A 17,351-nucleotide genomic window follows, 5' to 3' on the forward strand; every position below is an offset into this window, starting at 1 on the left:
CGGTGGGCCGTCGCACCATGAATACCGAAATCGCTACGAGCACGCCTCCTCCCATCCCTTCTTTCGACGAAGCGATGACCTTCGTGCGCAAGCATGCGGGCGAGGTGCGGCTGTCTTCGGGCGAATTGCTGGCGGATCATGCGGCGGGGACGGCTTCGATCATGCGTACGTTGAACGTCGATCCGCCCGCGGTGCTCGCGGCGGCGCTGTTCGCACTGACGCCGCATTTGCAGGACCCGGAGCGTGTGATCGCCGACAACTTCGGCGAAGAGGTCGCGCAACTGGTCAGCGACGTGCGCAAGTTGCTGCGCCTCGGTACAGTCAGCCTGCGCGCCGCGCAGAATGCGATGCCCGAGGCCGGGCGCGACGCACAGGCCGCGCGCCGTGCGCAGGTCGAGGCGCTGCGCAAGATGTTGCTCGCGTTCGCGCAGGACATTCGCGTGGTGCTGATCCGGCTCGCGTCGCGTTTGCAATCGCTGCGTTATTACGCGGCGGCGAAGATCATGCCTTCGCCGGACGTAGCGCGCGAAACGCTGGACATCTATGCGCCGCTTGCTAACCGGCTGGGCATCTGGCAACTGAAGTGGGAGCTCGAAGATCTCGCTTTCCGCTTCGAAGAGCCGGTCACTTACAAGCGCATTGCCAAGCTGCTCGACGAAAAGCGCATCGAGCGCGAGAGCTATGTGGCGCAGGCTATTGAGCGTCTGCAGCAGGAGCTGGCCGCCGCTCATATTCGAGCGGAGGTGAGCGGGCGGCCGAAGCACATCTACAGCATCTGGCGCAAGATGCGCGGCAAGGAACTCGATTTCGCGGAACTGTACGACGTGCGCGCCTTTCGCGTGATCGTGCCGGACATCAAGGATTGCTACACCGTGCTCGGCATCGTGCACAACCTGTGGCAACCGGTGCCCAGAGAGTTCGACGACTACATCTCGCGGCCGAAGCCGAACGGCTATAAGTCTCTGCATACGGTCGTCGTGGGCGATGACGGTCGCGCGTTCGAAGTGCAGATCCGTACGCAGGAAATGCATCAGTTCGCCGAGTATGGCGTGGCAGCGCACTGGCGCTACAAGGAAGCGGGTTCGCGCGGCTACGGTGGCCAGGTTACCGCGAACGAGAAGTACGACGAGAAGATTGCGTGGTTGCGTCAACTGCTCGCGTGGAAGGATGAAGTCTCCGAGGGCGAGCATGGCGAAAAGCGTGCCGCGCAACCGTGGGAGCAGTTGCGCCAGGCCACACTCGACGACGACCATATCTACGTGCTGACGCCGCAGGCGCGGGTGATTCCGTTGCCGCACGGCGCCACGCCTGTCGATTTCGCATACCACCTGCATAGCGAGTTGGGGCACCGCTGCCGTGGCGCACGCGTGGACGGCGCGATGGTGCCGCTCAACACGCAATTGCAGAACGGCCAGACGGTCGAGATCGTTGCGGTGAAGGAGGGCGGTCCGTCGCGCGACTGGATCAACCCGCAACTCGGCTATCTGCATAGTCCGCGCGCGCGGCAGAAGGTGCGCGCGTGGTTCAACGCGGTCGAGGTGCAGGAGCACATTTCGAGCGGCCGCGCGATGGTCGAAAAGACCTTGCAGCGCGAAGGCAAGACATCGGTCAATCTCGATCAGCTGGCGGCGAAGCTGGGCTTCAAGACGACCGACGACCTGTTTTCCGTGGTCGGCAAGGAAGAGTTCAGTCTGCGGCTCGTCGAGCAGGCGTTGCACGATGCGCCGCCGCCCGAACCCGTGGTCGAGGCGCCCGAGCAGTTCGAGAAGCGCAGCAGCGGAGCGAGCGTGGCGCGCGGCGCGTCCACCGGCGTGCTGGTGGTCGGGGTCGACGCATTACTCACACAACTCGCGCGATGCTGCCGGCCTGCGCCGCCCGACGATATCAGCGGGTTTGTCACGCGCGGCAAAGGCATGTCGATTCACCGTAGCGATTGCCCAACCTTCCAGCGCATGGCCGACCGCGCGCCGGAGCGTGTGCTGCAAACGGCGTGGTCGGCAGACGTAATGAGCGGGCGCGGTCAATCCGTTTATCCCGTCGATCTGAGTATCGAGGCAACGGACCGTCAGGGATTGTTGCGTGATATCTCCGAAGTTTTCGCGCGCGAGAAAATGAACGTAATCGGTGTGAAGACTCAATCGCGCCGTAACACCGCGTTCATGCAATTCACCGTCGAGGTGTCAAGCGCTTCGCAAATTCAGCGCGCGTGTACGGTGCTTGGCGAAATCACGGGCGTGGTGCGCGCGTCGCGAAAAAATTGATGTGTGGCTGACAGGTGGCGCGCACGTGCGAAGCCGCAGCGGTGGTGAAGAAGAAAATTTAAAGTCGATGCATAAAAGTACTTGCCAAGCGGTGTGGCGCTCCATATAATCTCGTTTCTTCAGGCTCGTAGCTCAGCTGGTTAGAGCACCACCTTGACATGGTGGGGGTCGTTGGTTCGAGTCCAATCGAGCCTACCAACGAAAGAGAAATTCCGGTTTTCCGGGGTTTCGCAAACTGCAGTAAGCGCCTTTGGCGCAAAAGGCGAATACGGTTATGACACCGCGAACGTTGACCGAAACCACTTCGGAGCGACGCTAGTCGAGGACCAATTTCGCCAAGGTAGTTTGCAGGAAATGTGAATGCGGCCCCTCGAAAGCGGGGCCGCATTTTTTTTGGGATTTTTGATCTGGTTGTATGTGCCGCCGCCGGTCGGCACCACGGAGAACGCAATGGTTTCGATACGTCTGCCTGACGGTTCTGTTCGACAGTACGAGCATCCAGTGACCGTCGCCGAAGTGGCGGCCTCGATTGGCCCCGGCCTCGCAAAGGCCGCGCTTGGCGGCAAGATCGACGGCGAGCTGGTCGACACGTCAGCTCTGATCGATCATGACGTGGCGCTCGCCATCGTCACTGAAAAAGACGCAGACGGCCTCGATATCATCCGTCACTCCGCGGCGCATTTGCTCGCGTACGCGGTGAAGGATCTGTATCCGGAAGCGCAGGTCACGATCGGCCCGGTGATCGATAACGGTTTCTACTACGACTTCGCATACAACCGTCCCTTCACGCCCGAAGATCTCGAAAAGATCGAAAAGCGCATGCAGGAACTCGCGAAGAAAGACGAGCCGGTTTCGCGCCGCGTGGTGTCGCGTGAAGAGGCGGTGGAATACTTCAAGAGCATCGGCGAGAAGTACAAGGCCGAGATCATCGAATCGATTCCGTCCAGCGACGACATCAAGCTGTACTCGCACGGCGGTTTCACCGATCTGTGCCGTGGACCGCACGTGCCGTCCACCGGCAAGCTGAAAGTCTTCAAGCTGATGAAGGTCGCGGGCGCCTACTGGCGCGGCGATTCAAAAAACGAGCAACTTCAGCGCATTTACGGTACGGCCTGGACGAAGAAGGAAGACCAGGAAGCGTATCTGCACATGCTCGAAGAGGCGGAGAAGCGCGACCACCGCAAGCTCGGCAAACAACTCGATCTGTTCCATATGCAGGACGAGTCGCCGGGCATGGTGTTCTGGCATCCGCGCGGCTGGACGTTGTGGCAGCAGGTGGAGCAGTACATGCGTCGTCGCGTGAACGATGCTGGCTACCTCGAAATCAAGACGCCGATGATCATGGACCGCTCGCTGTGGGAGGCGTCGGGTCACTGGCAGAACTATCGTGAAAACATGTTCACGACGGAGTCGGAAAAGCGCGATTACGCGATTAAACCGATGAACTGTCCGGGCCATGTGCAGGTGTTCAACCACGGTTTGCGCTCGTACCGCGATCTGCCGCTGCGTTACGCGGAATTCGGTTCGTGCCACCGCAATGAGTCGTCGGGCGCGTTGCATGGCCTGATGCGCGTGCGCGGTTTCGTTCAGGACGACGCGCACATTTTCTGTACCGAAGACCAGTTCATCAGCGAATCGATCGCGTTCAACACGCTGGCGATGAGCGTGTACAAGGACTTCGGCTTCGACAATGTCGAGATCAAGCTGTCGCTGCGCCCCGACGCCCGTGCAGGTACGGATGAAACGTGGGATCGCGCAGAGCAGGGCTTGCGCGAGGCGCTCACCGCTTGCGGCGTGACGTGGGAAGAGCTTCCGGGTGAAGGTGCATTCTACGGTCCGAAGGTCGAATATCACATCAAGGATGCGCTGGGTCGCTCCTGGCAATGCGGCACGTTGCAGCTCGATATGGTGCTGCCGGAGCGTCTGGGCGCGGAATACGTTGCCGAAGACAACAGCCGCCGCCGTCCGATCATGCTGCACCGGGCGATCGTCGGTTCGATGGAGCGTTTCCTCGGCATTCTGATCGAGCACCACGCTGGTGCAATGCCGTCCTGGCTCGCGCCAATGCAGGTTGTCGTGATGAATATCGCGGAAAGTCAGACCGAATATGCGCAGTCTTTAGCCCAATCGTTGCAAAAACAAGGGGTTAGAGTTGAGGCCGATTTGCGCAACGAGAAGATTAGCTATAAAATACGTGAGCACACGCTGGAAAAGGTGCCGTACCTGCTTGTGGTCGGCGACAAAGAGCGTGAAGCCCAAACGGTAGCCGTGCGTGCCCGTGGTGGTGTCGATCTGGGCGTGATGCCCCTCGATACCTTCCTTGAGCGTCTGCGCCAGGACGTGCAGTCGTTCAAGTGAGCCACTTGCAGCCCGGCTCGTTTTTTTAATTTTTAGAGGAAACGTAACATCGCTACTGATAAGTCTGCGCACCGCATCAACGGTGAAATTACGGCACCCGAGGTGCGTCTGGTCGGCGTCGAGAACGAACCGCTCGGCATCGTGAAACTCGCTGATGCGTTCCGCATGTCGGAACAGCAAGATGTGGATCTGGTCGAAATCGCTCCGCAAGCGGTTCCGCCGGTTTGCCGCTTGATGGACTACGGCAAGTTCAAGTACTCGGAAGCGAAGAAACAACACGAGGCCAAGCTCAAGCAGAAGATCGTCCAGGTTAAGGAAGTCAAATTCCGGCCAGGTACGGATGACGGTGACTACAACGTCAAACTGCGCAACCTCATTCGCTTCCTCGACGACGGCGACAAGACGAAAATCACGTTGCGTTTCCGTGGCCGCGAAATGGCCCACCAGGAAATCGGTATGCGCGTGCTTGAGCGCTTGCGCACGGACCTCGACGAATTCGGTCAGGTCGAGCAAATGCCGAAGATGGAAGGTCGCCAGATGATCATGGTGATCGCTCCTAAGAAAAAGAAGTAAGTCGCTGGAGCAGCGGCGCGCCAAATGGCGCGCGCTCCAGTGACTGAAGTTTTGAACGATGCTGTGCTGGGTGTCTGGCGCAGTATCGGCAGGTTTCGGAAAGGTGGGTGTTTAACGCCTTTCCCGAAAAGCGGCCGTCGGCAAGATAGGCGGTCTGCATACCAAGTGGAGTGGGTTTCGAAGGGCGGGTAATGGCCATCAGGCCGACCGCACACCCATATCCATCTAATAATGGAGTTGTCATGCCGAAGATGAAGACCAAGAAGAGTGCTGCAAAGCGCTTCGTGGTGCGTCCGGGCGGTACCGTCAAGCGCGGTCAGGCCTTCAAGCGCCACATTCTTACCAAGAAGACCACCAAGAACAAACGCCATTTGCGCGGTTCGACGGCAGTTCATGATGCAGATATGAACTCCGTGCGCGCAATGCTGCCGTTCGCTTAACCCTTAACTGAAACTCATAGGAGCAAGATATGCCTCGAGTAAAACGTGGGGTTACCGCACGGGCCCGTCACAAGAAGATCATCAAGCTGGCTAAGGGTTACCGCGGCCGTCGCAATAACGTCTATCGCATCGCCAAGCAGGCGGTCATGCGCGCAGGCCAATACGCCTACCGCGATCGCCGCAACAAGAAGCGTGTGTTCCGTGCATTGTGGATCACGCGTATCAACGCGGCGGTGCGTCAGCACGACATGACGTACAGTGTGTTCATCAACGGCCTGAAGAAGGCTTCGATCGAACTCGACCGCAAGGTGCTGGCCGACATGGCTGTGTTCGACAAGGCTGCTTTTGCTGCGATCGTTCAGCAGGTGAAAGCCGCCGTTGCAGCCTGATTGCGCTTCTGGCAATTAAAACTGCGTGGTTCGTTGCAGCGAACATCCGGTAGTCTCGGTGACGCTGCAGCAAAAACGGGGCTCCTCACCGAGCCCCGTTTTTGTTGGTAGAACCAGTTTTGCTTCAATTGAACACTGACGTTGAAATGATGGGATCAATGGATCTGGACCAGATTGTCGCCGACGCGCAAAAAGCCTTCGCAGAAGCCTCCGACGTCACCACCCTCGAGAACGAGAAAGCCCGCTTTCTTGGTAAATCGGGTGCGCTGACCGAGCTATTGAAGGGCCTTGGCAAACTCGATCCCGAAACGCGCAAGACCGAAGGCGCACGGATCAACCTCGTCAAGCAACAGGTGGAAGCCGCGTTGACGGCTCGCCGTCAGGCATTGGCCGACGCGTTGCTGAATCAGCGTCTCGCCGCTGAAGCCATCGACGTCACGTTGCCAGGTCGCGGCACCGGTGCAGGCAGCCTGCACCCGGTGATGCGCACGTGGGAGCGCGTCGAACAGATTTTCCGGTCGATTGGATTCGACGTGGCCGACGGCCCCGAAATCGAAACCGACTGGTACAACTTCACCTCGCTGAACAGCCCGGAAAACCACCCGGCGCGTTCCATGCAGGACACCTTTTACGTCGACGGCAAAGATGCCGACGGCCGTCAGCTGCTGCTGCGCACGCACACCAGCCCGATGCAGGTGCGTTATGCACGCACCAATACGCCGCCTATCAAGGTGATCGTGCCGGGTCGTACTTACCGTGTGGACAGCGACGCAACGCATTCGCCAATGTTCAACCAGGTCGAAGGCCTGTGGATCGACGAGAACATCAGCTTTGCGGATCTGAAGGGCGTCTATACCGACTTCCTCAAGAAATTCTTCGAACGCGACGACATTCAGGTGCGCTTCCGTCCGTCGTATTTCCCGTTCACCGAACCGTCGGCCGAAATCGACATGCTGTTCGAAACGGGCAAGAACGCTGGCAAGTGGCTTGAAATTTCCGGCTCGGGCCAGGTTCACCCCACGGTGATCCGCAACATGGGCCTCGACCCGGAGCGCTACATCGGCTTTGCTTTCGGCAGCGGCCTCGAGCGCCTCACGATGTTGCGTTACGGCGTGCAGGACCTGCGTCTGTTCTTCGAAAACGACCTGCGTTTCCTGCGTCAATTCGCGTGAACCTGCGCGGTCGAACGCGACAAGCATAGAGCGCGGCACGGATTCGATGCGTGCCGCCAGCGTCCCCGGCAGTGGCTTGCAGTCTCACGAATACCGAGATGCATGAAGCCGCCGCCGGACGTGGACCTAACCTGATCAGAACGTACACAGAACCATGCAATTCCCGGAATCCTGGCTGAGAACCTTTGTCGATCCGCAACTGACGACCGACGAACTGTCGCACGCGTTGACGATGGCCGGTCTCGAAGTCGAAGACCTGCGACCGGCTGCGCCGCCGACCACGAAGATCGTCGTCGGCCAGGTGCTGGAAGTCGTCAAGCACCCGGACGCGGACAAACTCAACGTGTGCCAGGTCAACGCCGGCACGGGCGCAACGCTGAACATCGTGTGCGGCGCGCCGAACGTGGCGCCGGGCATCAAGGTGCCGGTCGCGCTGGTGGGCGCGCAATTGCCGCCGGCCGAAGAGGGCGGCGCACCGTTCGCGATCAAGCTCTCGAAACTGCGTGGCGTGGAAAGCCAGGGCATGTTGTGCTCGGCACGCGAACTGAAGCTATCGGAAGATCATAGCGGGCTGATGATCCTGCCGGAAGATACGCCGATCGGCCAGGATATCCGCGAGACGCTGAATCTCGACGACACCGTTTTTGAAATCAAGCTCACGCCGAACAAGGCGGATTGTCTGTCGGTGTTCGGTGTCGCGCGCGAAACGTCGGCGATTACTGGCGCATCGCTGCGTCCGCTGGACATCAAGCCGGCTCAAGTGACGCTGAACGAAACGCTGCCCGTCAAAATCTCGGCACCGGATCTGTGCGGCCGCTTCTCGGGTCGCGTGATTCGCGGTGTCAACGCGCGCGCGAAGTCGCCGGCGTGGATGGTGCAACGTCTCGAACGCTCGGGTCAGCGCAGCATTTCGGCGCTGGTCGACATCTCCAATTACGTGATGCTCGAACTGGGCCGTCCGTCGCACGTGTTCGATCTCGACAAGATCCACGGCGGCATGGATGTGCGCTGGGGTCGCAAGGGCGAAACGCTCAAGCTGCTGAACGGCAACAGGGTCGAACTCGATGAAACCGTCGGCGTGATCGCCGACGAGCAGCACATCGAAAGCCTCGCGGGCATCATGGGCGGCGACAGCACGGCCGTCACGCTCGACACCACCAACATCTACCTCGAAGCTGCGTTCTGGTGGCCGGATAGCATCCGTGGCCGCTCGCGCAAGTACAACTTCTCGACCGACGCCGGTCATCGCTTCGAACGCGGCGTCGACTATGCAACCACCGTCGAGCACATCGAACGCATCACGCAACTGATCCTCGATATCTGCGGCGGCAATGCGGGTCCGGTCGACGACCAGACCGTCAACGTGCCGCAGCGCGAGCCCGTGAAAATGCGTGTTTCGCGCGCGAACCGCATCATCGGCATCAAGATCGACGCTGACGAAATCGCGCAAATCTTCACGCGCCTCGGCCTCACGTTCGAGCACGAAGGCGACACGTTCTCGGTGATGCCGCCGTCGTATCGTTTCGATATCGAAATCGAAGAAGACCTGATTGAAGAAGTCGCGCGCATATACGGCTTCGAGAAGATCCCGGCGCGTCCGCCGGTCGCCACGAGCGAGATGCTGGCGACCAACGAAACGCAGCGCTCGGTCCACGTGATCCGTCACGCGCTCGCCGCACGCGATTACGCGGAAACGGTCAACTTCAGTTTCGTCGACGCTGAGTGGGAACAGGACTTTGCCGGTAACGACAAGCCGGTCCGTCTGCTGAATCCGATTGCGAGCCAATTGTCGGTGATGCGCACGACGTTGTTCGGCAGCCTGATCAACGTGCTGCGTACGAACCTGAATCGTCGCGCGGCAGATCGCGTGCGTGTGTTCGAAGCCGGACGCGTGTTCCTGCACGATCCGTCGATCAAGGCAGGCGAATTGACGGTCGAAGGTTTCGCGCAGCCGAAGATGATCGGCGCGCTCGCGTACGGTCCCGCGCTCGACGAGCAGTGGGGCGCGCAAACACGCACCGTCGATTACTTCGATATGAAGGGCGACCTCGAATCGCTGCTGTCGCCGGCGGTGGCTCGTTTCGTGAAAGCGGAGCATCCGGCATTGCATCCGGGACGCAGTGCGCGCGTTGAAGTTAATGGCCGCGCAGTGGGTTGGATTGGTGAATTGCATCCGCGCTGGATGCAAAAATATGATTTACCGCATGCGCCGATTCTGTTTGAAATCGAAGCTGAAGCATTAATGCAGCGCGTATTGCCGATTCCGTCGGAAGTTTCTAAATTCCCGCCGGTGCGTCGCGATATTGCGGTTGTCGTGGACCAGAAAATCGAGGTTCAGGCACTGCTCGACGAGCTTCAGAAGGCCCAGTCCGAAGCCGCTTGCAAGAGCGTCCAGAAGGTTGTGCTTTTCGACGAATTCCGTCCAAAATCAAACACTTCCGGTGGCCTGGCTGCTCACGAGAAAAGCCTTGCGTTCCGTGTGACCTTGCAAGATACTGGCGGAACCCTTCAGGATGAAACGGTCGATCTGGCCATTCAAACTCTGGTGGAACGTCTGGCTCGAGTATATGGCGCACGGTTGCGCGGATAACCCGCATTTAACAATTGCACGGCTGTTTCCGCATCCATTGTTTTTTGCTTGGCGCGCCATTTGATAGATATGAATGAAATGAACTCGAGTGATTTCGAAGCCCTTCTTACGGCGCAACGCAGCGCCATGATTCGCGATATTCCGACATCACCCGCCGTCGTTTCCACAGAAACGCCGACGCTGACCAAAGCTGAACTTGCCGAGTTGCTGTTCGACAATGTCGGACTCAACAAGCGGGAAGCGAAAGACATGGTCGAAGCGTTTTTCGAGGTGATCCGCGATGCGCTGGAGAGTGGCGACAGCGTGAAGCTGTCGGGGTTCGGCAACTTTCAGTTGCGTGACAAACCCCAGCGTCCCGGCAGAAATCCGAAGACCGGCGAGGCGATTCCAATCGCCGCGCGCCGTGTTGTGACGTTTCATGCAAGTCAAAAGCTGAAAGCGCTGGTTGAGAACGGCGCTGAGGCAAGCTTCACGCGCTGATCGACCGGCGCGTTCCTGCGCAACCCACCACGACGGCTAACTGACGATGACAGCGACGATCGAAAAAGTCGTCTTGCCTCCGATTCCGGCGAAGCGCTACTTCACGATTGGTGAGGTCAGCGAACTATGCGGCGTCAAACCGCATGTGTTGCGTTACTGGGAGCAGGAGTTCACGCAGTTGAGGCCGGTCAAGCGACGCGGCAATCGCCGGTATTACCAGCATCACGAGGTGCTGCTGATCCGGCGGATTCGCGAGTTGCTCTATGAGCAGGGTTTCACGATCAACGGTGCGCGCAACCGGTTGGATTCGCATGGTGGTGGGGCGCATGGCGGCCCGGGTGGATCGCCGGATGCGATGGTTGAGGAAGGCGAGGGCGCAGTCGCTGCGCAAGCCTCCGCTGCTACGACCGCCGCGGTTGATGTCGAGCAGTTGCGTAAGGAATTGCTGCAGGTCATCGATTTGTTGGGCCATTAACGCTTTGTTCGCGTGAGATGGTTCTAATCGAATAAAGTGTCTGTTATAATTTTTCTCTGTTCGGGGCGTAGCGCAGCCTGGTAGCGCACACGCCTGGGGGGCGTGTGGTCGGAGGTTCAAATCCTCTCGCCCCGACCACAAGATTAAAGCCGCAATGCTCACAAAGCATTGCGGCTTTTTCGTTTCGGCGCCGCGTTTTTAGGCACTGTGCGTTCGCAGCACGGCCCGTCACCAAAACGCCGGAAGAATGTCCACAAACAATATCTTCACGATCGTCATGGCCGGGAAAATCATCGCGTAGCCGATGTCGGGCTTCTCGGTCGGCGTGAGCTTGTTCGCAAACGCCAGAATCGCCGGATTGCCGCAAGCACCCGTGACAATGCCCGCTACTTCGTCGAAGGGAAGCCGGTACACCAGCAAGCCGAGAATCAGAATCGGCAGCACCAGCGCAATCAGCACGATCGCGCCGAGGCCGAGCATCAGCAGTCCCGTTTGCGAAACCGTCGCCGCGAATTTCGGTCCTGACGACATACCCACTTGCGCCAGAAAAATCGTGAGTCCGAGATTGCGCATCACCAGGTTTGCAGGCAACGGCATGGTCCAGTGGATGCTGCCGGTTCGGCGGTATTTCCCCAGTATCAGCGCGACGATCAACACGCCGCACAAACCCAGCGCAAGCTTGCCGATACCCGGCAAAGGAATCTGGATTGCGCCGACCAGAAAACCCAACGCCATCCCGAGCCCGACCGAAACGTAGCTGAATTCCGCGGTGCCTTTAATCGAATCGCCGAAAAAAGCGCGCACCTCGGGGAAGGTCGCGCGTCCGGTCAGCAGGCCCACCCGGTCGCCGTATTCGAGGACCAACTCGGGATTCGGCATGATGTCCGCATCGCCGCGCCGCACGTGCGCGACGATCGAGCCGTCCGGTAATTCAAGCTCGCCAAGCTGTCGACCCACCACCGTCGCGCGTGACGCGAACACGCGCAAATAGTCCAGATCACCACGATCGCGCAGTACGCGTCCGGGCGCGGCTTCGCCGAGGCTCCTGCGAGTCTCCGCGAGCGCTGCGCCATCCGGGCTGACGGCGAGCACGACATCGTTCTCCGCCAGCACGAGTTCGGGCGACGCCGGCGCGTTATGGTGAGCGCTACGCACGGCGACGATCTGCACGTTGGCAGGCAGACCCGTGAGTGCTTCGGCGAGCGTCTTGCCGCAGAACGCTGGGTTGCGCAGCGCGATTTCGAGGATTTCGAGTCCGGCGTTTGCCGCAGCGGCGATCTTTTGCGGACGTATCAGGAACGCGATATAGAGCAACAGGATCGGACCCGCCACACCGAATGGATAGGAAACCGAATAACCCACTGCGGCATCGTCATTACCGAGCGCGGCAATGGCGGCTTGCAATGCAGCGGTGCTGGTGCCTGCACCGGAGAAGAGGCCGAGCGCATGGCCTGGATTGATCTGCATGACTCGCTGGATCGCGAAGCTCGTCGCGCCTGCGCATAGCACGCCGATCAGTGCGAGCAGGTTCGCGCGCCGTCCGGCCGCGCTGGTGAGTCCGAGGAAAAACTGTGTGCCGTACTGAACGCCGACGGTGTAGAGGAACAGCGAAAGACCGAGCGTGCCGACCATAGGCGCGGGTGCAGATTTCGGTGCGAACCAGCCGGCCGCGAGTGCGACGAACAACACCGCGCCGACACCGAGCGAGAATCCCTTGATATTGATTTCGCCGACGAAATAGCCGATGGCGATGGTGAGGAACAGCGTCATCAAAGGCTGATGTTCGAGAAGCGTCTTCAGGAAATCCATGTTTCCTCCGCTACGGGGGCAGACTCTTACTCGTGCTGCTTTCTACTGTGGTGTCACCAAGGCCGCTTTGCCGCGACGCGACGGCGTCGAAAACGCAAAATGCGGGAGAGCGGCGTCTGCAAGGCCGTTCTCCCGCATGAATCTAACAGAATCCGTTTGAATTGACTTCAGTCGGCACCAAGCGCAATGAACCTTTCAAGGTGATGATCTTCATCGCCGAGTTGATGGTCGATCATCACAAGGCGCTTCGCGTAGTGAGCGAGCGGCAATTCCCATGTCATGCCGATTCCGCCATGCAGTTGAATGCATTCCTCCGCCACCAGCGCGCCGATTCTGCCGACGCTGTATTTCGCCGCAGACAACGCGCGTTCACGCACCTTGCGTTCGGCCCCGAGCGCGGCGGCCGCGTTGATCACCGAGGAACGCGCCTGTTCGATTTCGAGCAGCATGTCGGCCATTCTGTGCTGCAACGCCTGGAAGCTGCCGATCGGCACGCCGAATTGCTTACGCGTGCGCAAGTACTCGAGCGTGTATTCCTTGGCGACGTCCATCGCACCGATTGCCTCGGAACATAACGCCAGCACGCCGAAACCAATCGCGTATTCGAGCGTCGCAAAGCCTTCACCCGTTGCACCGAGCAGGGCGTGATCTCCGAGTTTGACGTTATCGAATGTCACTTCGGCAGCGCGCCCGCCGTCGATCTTGCGATAGCCGCGCACGTTCACGCCCGCCGTGTCACGAGGAACGAGAAAAAGCGTCAGGCCTTCTTGCGCATCGTCTTCGCCGCCGGTGCGCGCGGACACCAGAAACACGGCTGCGTGTTCTCCTTGCTGAACCACCGCCTTCGCGCCGTTCAGGTGCCACGTATCGCCGTTGCGTTGCGCTCGCGTGGTGACGCGCGCCAGTTCATAGTGACTGTCGGGTTCGCCATGCGCGAGCGCAACGATTCGCGATCCATCGATCAATTCGCCAGCCAGCGTTTTTTGTGCTTCGTTGCCGCTCTTTGCAATAGCTCGACCGACGATCAACGTATCGAGAAACGGTTCGACTACGAGTCCGCGGCCCAGACTTTCGAATACCACGCTGATATCGAAGCCGCCGCCGCCGAAGCCGCCGTCCGCTTCGTCGAACAATGCGCCGATGATGCCGAGTTCCGCAAAACGGCCCCACAATTCGCTGCTGAAACCTTGCGCCGAACGTGCAATCCGGTCGCGCATGTCGAACCCGTATTGCTCGCTGATAAAACGGTTGAGCGTGTCAGCAAGCATGCGGCGATCTTCGGTGTGCTGGAAATTCATGACATGCGCCCCTTACAGTCCGAGGATCATTTTGGAAATGATGTTCTTCTGGATTTCATTCGAACCGCCGAAGATCGACAGCTTGCGATTGTTGAAGTAAAGCGATGCTGCGCTCGCGGCTTCGTCGGGACCCACCGGCGTGCCGTCGTAACCGTCGTGCAGTGCTTCCTCGATAAACGGCTGTGCATAGGGCCCCATCGCGCGCCGCGTGAGCGACGAGATTTCCTGACGGATTTCTGTGCCGCGAATCTTCAGCATCGAACTCTCGGCGCCAGGCACGCCACCGCCTGCTACCGCGGCGATCACGCGTAGGTTGGTAGTCTTCATGCTCTCGAGATCGATTTCGACGCGTGCCATGCGCGCGGCGAATGCGGGGTCTTCGGAAAGCGGGCGTCCATTGCGCCGCTGCCTGGCAGCGATCTTGCGCAGCCGGCTGAATGCGGCCACCGAAAAACCGACGCCCGCAATATTCGTACGCTCATACGTGAGCAGATATTTCGCGTAGGTCCAGCCCTTGTTCTCTTCGCCGACGAGGTTCGCGACCGGCACACGCACATCGGTGAAAAAGACTTCGTTCACTTCGTGCTCGCCGTCGAGCGTGATGATCGGGCGTACGTCGACGCCGGGCGTATTCAGATCAATCAGCAGGAAGCTGATGCCTTCCTGTTTGCGCACATCGGTGGCGGTACGCACGAGGCAGAAAATCATGTTCGCGTAATGACCGAGCGTAGTCCACGTTTTCTGGCCGTTGACGATGTAGTACTCGCCCTGATCGTCGTTGCCGCGTACGGCAGTCGTCTTGACCGCCGCGAGATCGGAGCCCGCGCCGGGTTCCGAATAACCCTGGCACCACCAGTCGTCACCATTCAGAATGCGCGGCAGCCAATGCTGTTTTTGTGCTTCGTTGCCGTATTTGATCAGCACCGGCCCGAGCATGTTCACGCCGAACGGCACGACACGCGGCGCACCCGCTAAAGCGCATTCGTTTTCGAAGATAAATTTCTGCACCGGGGTCCAGCCAGGGCCGCCGTACTCTGTCGGCCAATGATTCGCGAGCCAGCCTTGTGCGTTGAGAATCGCGTGCCATTCGGCCATGTCGTCGCGGGTCAGGCGGCGTCCGCCAAGTACCTTGCTCGACAGACGCGGGGGCAAGTTGTCGCGCAAGAACGCCTGTACGTCCGCGCGAAACGTTTCTTCTTCCGGGGTGAAGTTCAGATCCATGGCGGTTTTCCGTGAGGTTCGAGCCGACCGGCGTTTCGTTTCAGCGCCGGTCGATATGTATCAGAATATGAGCTATTTGATTCAAGCCGTTTGATTCAGGCTCGCGAAATCAGCACCGCGTTCGACGAGATCGATCAGCAACGGCGATGCCTTCCAGAATAGCGGGTCTTCTTTAGCGAACTCGCGGATGTCGGCGAGGATCGTCGGCAGGCCGACCGTATCCGCATATTTCATCGGACCGCCGCGATAGCGCGGAAAGCCGTAGCCATACAGGAACGTCACGTCGACATCCAGCGGACGCAGCGCAATGCCTTCGTGCACGACGTTCGCGCCTTCGTTGATCATCGCGGCCATATAGCGGCGCATGATTTCGTCATCGGAAAAAGCGCGGGGCGCGATACCCGCACGCGTACGTTCGGCGTCGATGATCGCTTCGACTTCCGGATCGTGTGCGCCATTGCGCGAACCTTCGGGATACAGATAAAAGCCACGACCGGTTTTCTGGCCGAACCAGCCGCGCTCGCACAGGCGGTCGGCGATCTGCACATAGCGCGCGGCCGGATTGCGGGTGGCCGCGCGGCGCTTGCGCGTCGCCCAGCCGATGTCGCCGCCCGCGAGGTCGACAACCTGGAACGGCCCCATCGGAAAGCCGAATGCGCGCACTGCTGCATCGATCTGATAGGGCGATGCGCCGTCTTCCATCATCGCGTCGGCCGCACCGCGATACACCGCGAGCACGCGGTTGCCGATAAAGCCGTCGCACACGCCCGCGCGCACCGGTGTCTTGCGCAGCTTCTTCGCGAGTTCGAATGCGGTGGCGACCACGTCCGCGCTGACCTGTTTCGGCACCACGACTTCCAGCAGTTTCATGATGTTGGCAGGTGAGAAGAAGTGCAGTCCGATCACGTCCTGAGGACGCGAGATGCTGGCTGCAATGGCGTCGATGTCGAGATAGGACGTGTTGGTTGCGAGCACCGCACCGCGTTTGCAAACGCGATCCAGTTCCGCAAATACGGCCTTCTTCACGTCGATATCTTCGAAGACGGCTTCGATCACAAGGTCCGCTTCGGCGAGCGCATCGTACGAGGTGCTGCCGTTCCAGCGCGTCATGATGCCGGCTTTCTTCTCCGCGCTCATGCGGCCTTTCGCAATCAGGCCGTCGTAGACTTTTTCGATGTGCGCACGACCGCGCGCGAGCGATGCGTCGTCGCGTTCGATCATCGTCACCGGCAGGCCCGCGTCGAGCACCGCGACGGCGATGCCCGCGCCCATGGTGCCGCCGCCGACGACGCCGATCGTGTTGAGCGCACGCGGTGTCGAGTTGCGCGTTTCGGGCGCCTTGAGCACTTCACGCTCGGCGAAGAACGCGTGAATCAGACCGGCGCGTTGCGGGCTTTCGAGGCATTGCAGAAACAGCGTACGTTCGACGCGCAGTCCTTCGTCAAAAGGCTGTTCGATAGCGGCTTGAACGGCGTCGACGATCTTCAGCGGCGAGAACAGGCCTCGGGACTTTTTTGCCGTTTCTGTCCGTGCGGCAGCGACCGCCGCGAGGCTGGCGGTCCGGTCGTCGAGCGCGGTGGCGTTGCGTGTGCGGCGCACTGGCGCCTGGTTTGCCAGCAATTCCTGGGCGAACGCGAGTCCTTCGGCAAGCACGTCGCCGCTCTGTCCCATACGGTCGATCAGACCCAGCGCCAAGGCTTCTTTAGCGCTCGCATGGCGGCCGCTGAGGATCAGGTCTAGGGCTGCCTGTGCGCCGATCAGGCGCGGCGTGCGCTGGGTGCCTCCCGCGCCCGGCAGCAGGCCGAGTTGCACTTCGGGCAGGCCGAGCTTCGCGCCGTCGACGGCAATCCGGTAATGCGCGGCGAGCGCCACTTCCAGACCGCCGCCGAGCGCCGCGCCATGAATCGCGGCGACCACCGGCTTCGTGCACGCTTCGATGCGATTGCACACGTCCGGCAGCGACGGCGGGACCGGCGGCTTGCCGAACTCGCGAATATCCGCACCCGCGATGAAATTGCGCCCCGCGCCGACGATCAGCACCGCCGCGACGGCCTTGTCGATATCGGCGGCTTCGATGGCCGCGAGCAGCCCGCGTCGCACGTCGGCGGATAGCGCGTTCACCGGCGCATGGTCGATGGTCACCAGCAGCACCTTGCCACGTAGCTCGCGTGTGACAACGTCGGTCGAAGGGGTGAGGCTCATGGGTGTCGTCTCCTGACTGTTATGGGCGGCGGCGCAGGGCAAGCCGCGTCTCGCGAATTGGCCTGATTGTGCGGTGGTCAAGG

Annotated in this window: 13 protein-coding genes and 2 tRNA genes; 11 read left to right on the plus strand and 4 right to left on the minus strand. The window is 60.2% G+C overall.

Annotated features, from left to right (window positions below; all coding sequences use genetic code 11):
- The first annotated feature begins 17 nt into the window (after positions 1 to 17).
- The 11 genes from ABH945_RS03845 to ABH945_RS03895 all read left to right on the plus strand — a co-directional run bounded on the left by ABH945_RS03845 (position 18) and on the right by ABH945_RS03895 (position 10,876).
- Complete coding sequence (locus ABH945_RS03845; RefSeq protein ID WP_429249771.1) at positions 18 to 2,261, plus strand: RelA/SpoT family protein; 2,244 nt, start codon at positions 18 to 20, stop codon at positions 2,259 to 2,261.
- Positions 2,262 to 2,382: 121 nt separating this feature from the next.
- Positions 2,383 to 2,459 (plus strand) — tRNA-Val (locus tag ABH945_RS03850).
- Between the two features lie 252 nt (positions 2,460 to 2,711).
- Positions 2,712 to 4,619 carry a threonine--tRNA ligase gene (gene thrS / locus ABH945_RS03855; protein ID WP_429249772.1) on the plus strand — a complete coding sequence of 636 codons (1,908 nt, stop codon included), beginning with the start codon at positions 2,712 to 2,714 and terminating at the stop codon, positions 4,617 to 4,619.
- Between the two features lie 48 nt (positions 4,620 to 4,667).
- Positions 4,668 to 5,192, plus strand: coding sequence for a translation initiation factor IF-3 (gene infC, locus ABH945_RS03860; protein WP_074764658.1), 525 nt, complete (start codon positions 4,668 to 4,670; stop codon positions 5,190 to 5,192).
- Between the two features lie 242 nt (positions 5,193 to 5,434).
- Positions 5,435 to 5,632 (plus strand): 50S ribosomal protein L35, encoded by a 198-nt coding sequence (gene rpmI, locus ABH945_RS03865; protein WP_012433738.1) that lies wholly within the window; start codon positions 5,435 to 5,437, stop codon positions 5,630 to 5,632.
- A gap of 29 nt (positions 5,633 to 5,661) precedes the next feature.
- Positions 5,662 to 6,021 (plus strand): 50S ribosomal protein L20, encoded by a 360-nt coding sequence (rplT, locus tag ABH945_RS03870; protein WP_006052502.1) that lies wholly within the window; start codon positions 5,662 to 5,664, stop codon positions 6,019 to 6,021.
- A 158-nt stretch (positions 6,022 to 6,179) separates the two neighbouring features.
- Positions 6,180 to 7,193 (plus strand): phenylalanine--tRNA ligase subunit alpha, encoded by a 1,014-nt coding sequence (pheS, locus tag ABH945_RS03875; RefSeq protein WP_074764656.1) that lies wholly within the window; start codon positions 6,180 to 6,182, stop codon positions 7,191 to 7,193.
- A gap of 154 nt (positions 7,194 to 7,347) precedes the next feature.
- Positions 7,348 to 9,783: a phenylalanine--tRNA ligase subunit beta gene (gene pheT, locus ABH945_RS03880; protein ID WP_429249773.1), complete on the plus strand. Its 2,436-nt coding sequence runs from the start codon at positions 7,348 to 7,350 to the stop codon at positions 9,781 to 9,783.
- Between the two features lie 69 nt (positions 9,784 to 9,852).
- Complete coding sequence (locus ABH945_RS03885; RefSeq protein WP_074764652.1) at positions 9,853 to 10,263, plus strand: integration host factor subunit alpha; 411 nt, start codon at positions 9,853 to 9,855, stop codon at positions 10,261 to 10,263.
- Between the two features lie 46 nt (positions 10,264 to 10,309).
- Positions 10,310 to 10,738 (plus strand): MerR family transcriptional regulator, encoded by a 429-nt coding sequence (locus tag ABH945_RS03890; protein ID WP_074764650.1) that lies wholly within the window; start codon positions 10,310 to 10,312, stop codon positions 10,736 to 10,738.
- A gap of 61 nt (positions 10,739 to 10,799) precedes the next feature.
- A tRNA-Pro gene (locus ABH945_RS03895) sits at positions 10,800 to 10,876 on the plus strand.
- Between the two features lie 90 nt (positions 10,877 to 10,966).
- Here the strand turns inward: ABH945_RS03895 and ABH945_RS03900 are convergent.
- From ABH945_RS03900 to ABH945_RS03915, 4 genes are all read right to left on the minus strand, one after another.
- Positions 10,967 to 12,547, minus strand: a complete 1,581-nt coding sequence (locus ABH945_RS03900; RefSeq protein WP_074764648.1) for an aspartate:alanine exchanger family transporter — start codon at positions 12,545 to 12,547, stop codon at positions 10,967 to 10,969.
- Positions 12,548 to 12,714: 167 nt separating this feature from the next.
- The gene (locus ABH945_RS03905) at positions 12,715 to 13,845 is read right to left on the minus strand and encodes an acyl-CoA dehydrogenase family protein (protein ID WP_429249774.1); all 1,131 of its coding nucleotides are present in this window, start codon (positions 13,843 to 13,845) and stop codon (positions 12,715 to 12,717) included.
- A gap of 12 nt (positions 13,846 to 13,857) precedes the next feature.
- The gene (locus ABH945_RS03910) at positions 13,858 to 15,066 is read right to left on the minus strand and encodes an acyl-CoA dehydrogenase family protein (protein ID WP_429249775.1); all 1,209 of its coding nucleotides are present in this window, start codon (positions 15,064 to 15,066) and stop codon (positions 13,858 to 13,860) included.
- 81 nt (positions 15,067 to 15,147) lie between these two features.
- Positions 15,148 to 17,268, minus strand: a complete 2,121-nt coding sequence (locus ABH945_RS03915; RefSeq protein WP_429249776.1) for a 3-hydroxyacyl-CoA dehydrogenase NAD-binding domain-containing protein — start codon at positions 17,266 to 17,268, stop codon at positions 15,148 to 15,150.
- Positions 17,269 to 17,351 lie beyond the last annotated feature (83 nt).

It is taken from the genome of Paraburkholderia sp. GAS333 (assembly GCF_050435665.1).
GTDB lineage: Bacteria > Pseudomonadota > Gammaproteobacteria > Burkholderiales > Burkholderiaceae > Paraburkholderia > Paraburkholderia fungorum_A.

Bases quoted from the DNA above. Each gene is read 5' to 3' on its own strand.
- ABH945_RS03845 (WP_429249771.1), top strand. From the start codon at position 18: ATGAATACCGAAATCGCTACGAGCACGCCTCCTCCCATCCCTTCTTTC.
- thrS (WP_429249772.1), top strand. From the start codon at position 2,712: ATGGTTTCGATACGTCTGCCTGACGGTTCTGTTCGACAGTACGAGCAT.
- rpmI (WP_012433738.1), top strand. From the start codon at position 5,435: ATGCCGAAGATGAAGACCAAGAAGAGTGCTGCAAAGCGCTTCGTGGTG.
- rplT (WP_006052502.1), top strand. From the start codon at position 5,662: ATGCCTCGAGTAAAACGTGGGGTTACCGCACGGGCCCGTCACAAGAAG.
- pheS (WP_074764656.1), top strand. From the start codon at position 6,180: ATGGATCTGGACCAGATTGTCGCCGACGCGCAAAAAGCCTTCGCAGAA.
- pheT (WP_429249773.1), top strand. From the start codon at position 7,348: ATGCAATTCCCGGAATCCTGGCTGAGAACCTTTGTCGATCCGCAACTG.
- ABH945_RS03885 (WP_074764652.1), top strand. From the start codon at position 9,853: ATGAATGAAATGAACTCGAGTGATTTCGAAGCCCTTCTTACGGCGCAA.
- ABH945_RS03890 (WP_074764650.1), top strand. From the start codon at position 10,310: ATGACAGCGACGATCGAAAAAGTCGTCTTGCCTCCGATTCCGGCGAAG.
- ABH945_RS03900 (WP_074764648.1), bottom strand. From the start codon at position 12,547: ATGGATTTCCTGAAGACGCTTCTCGAACATCAGCCTTTGATGACGCTG.
- ABH945_RS03905 (WP_429249774.1), bottom strand. From the start codon at position 13,845: ATGAATTTCCAGCACACCGAAGATCGCCGCATGCTTGCTGACACGCTC.
- ABH945_RS03910 (WP_429249775.1), bottom strand. From the start codon at position 15,066: ATGGATCTGAACTTCACCCCGGAAGAAGAAACGTTTCGCGCGGACGTA.
- ABH945_RS03915 (WP_429249776.1), bottom strand. From the start codon at position 17,268: ATGAGCCTCACCCCTTCGACCGACGTTGTCACACGCGAGCTACGTGGC.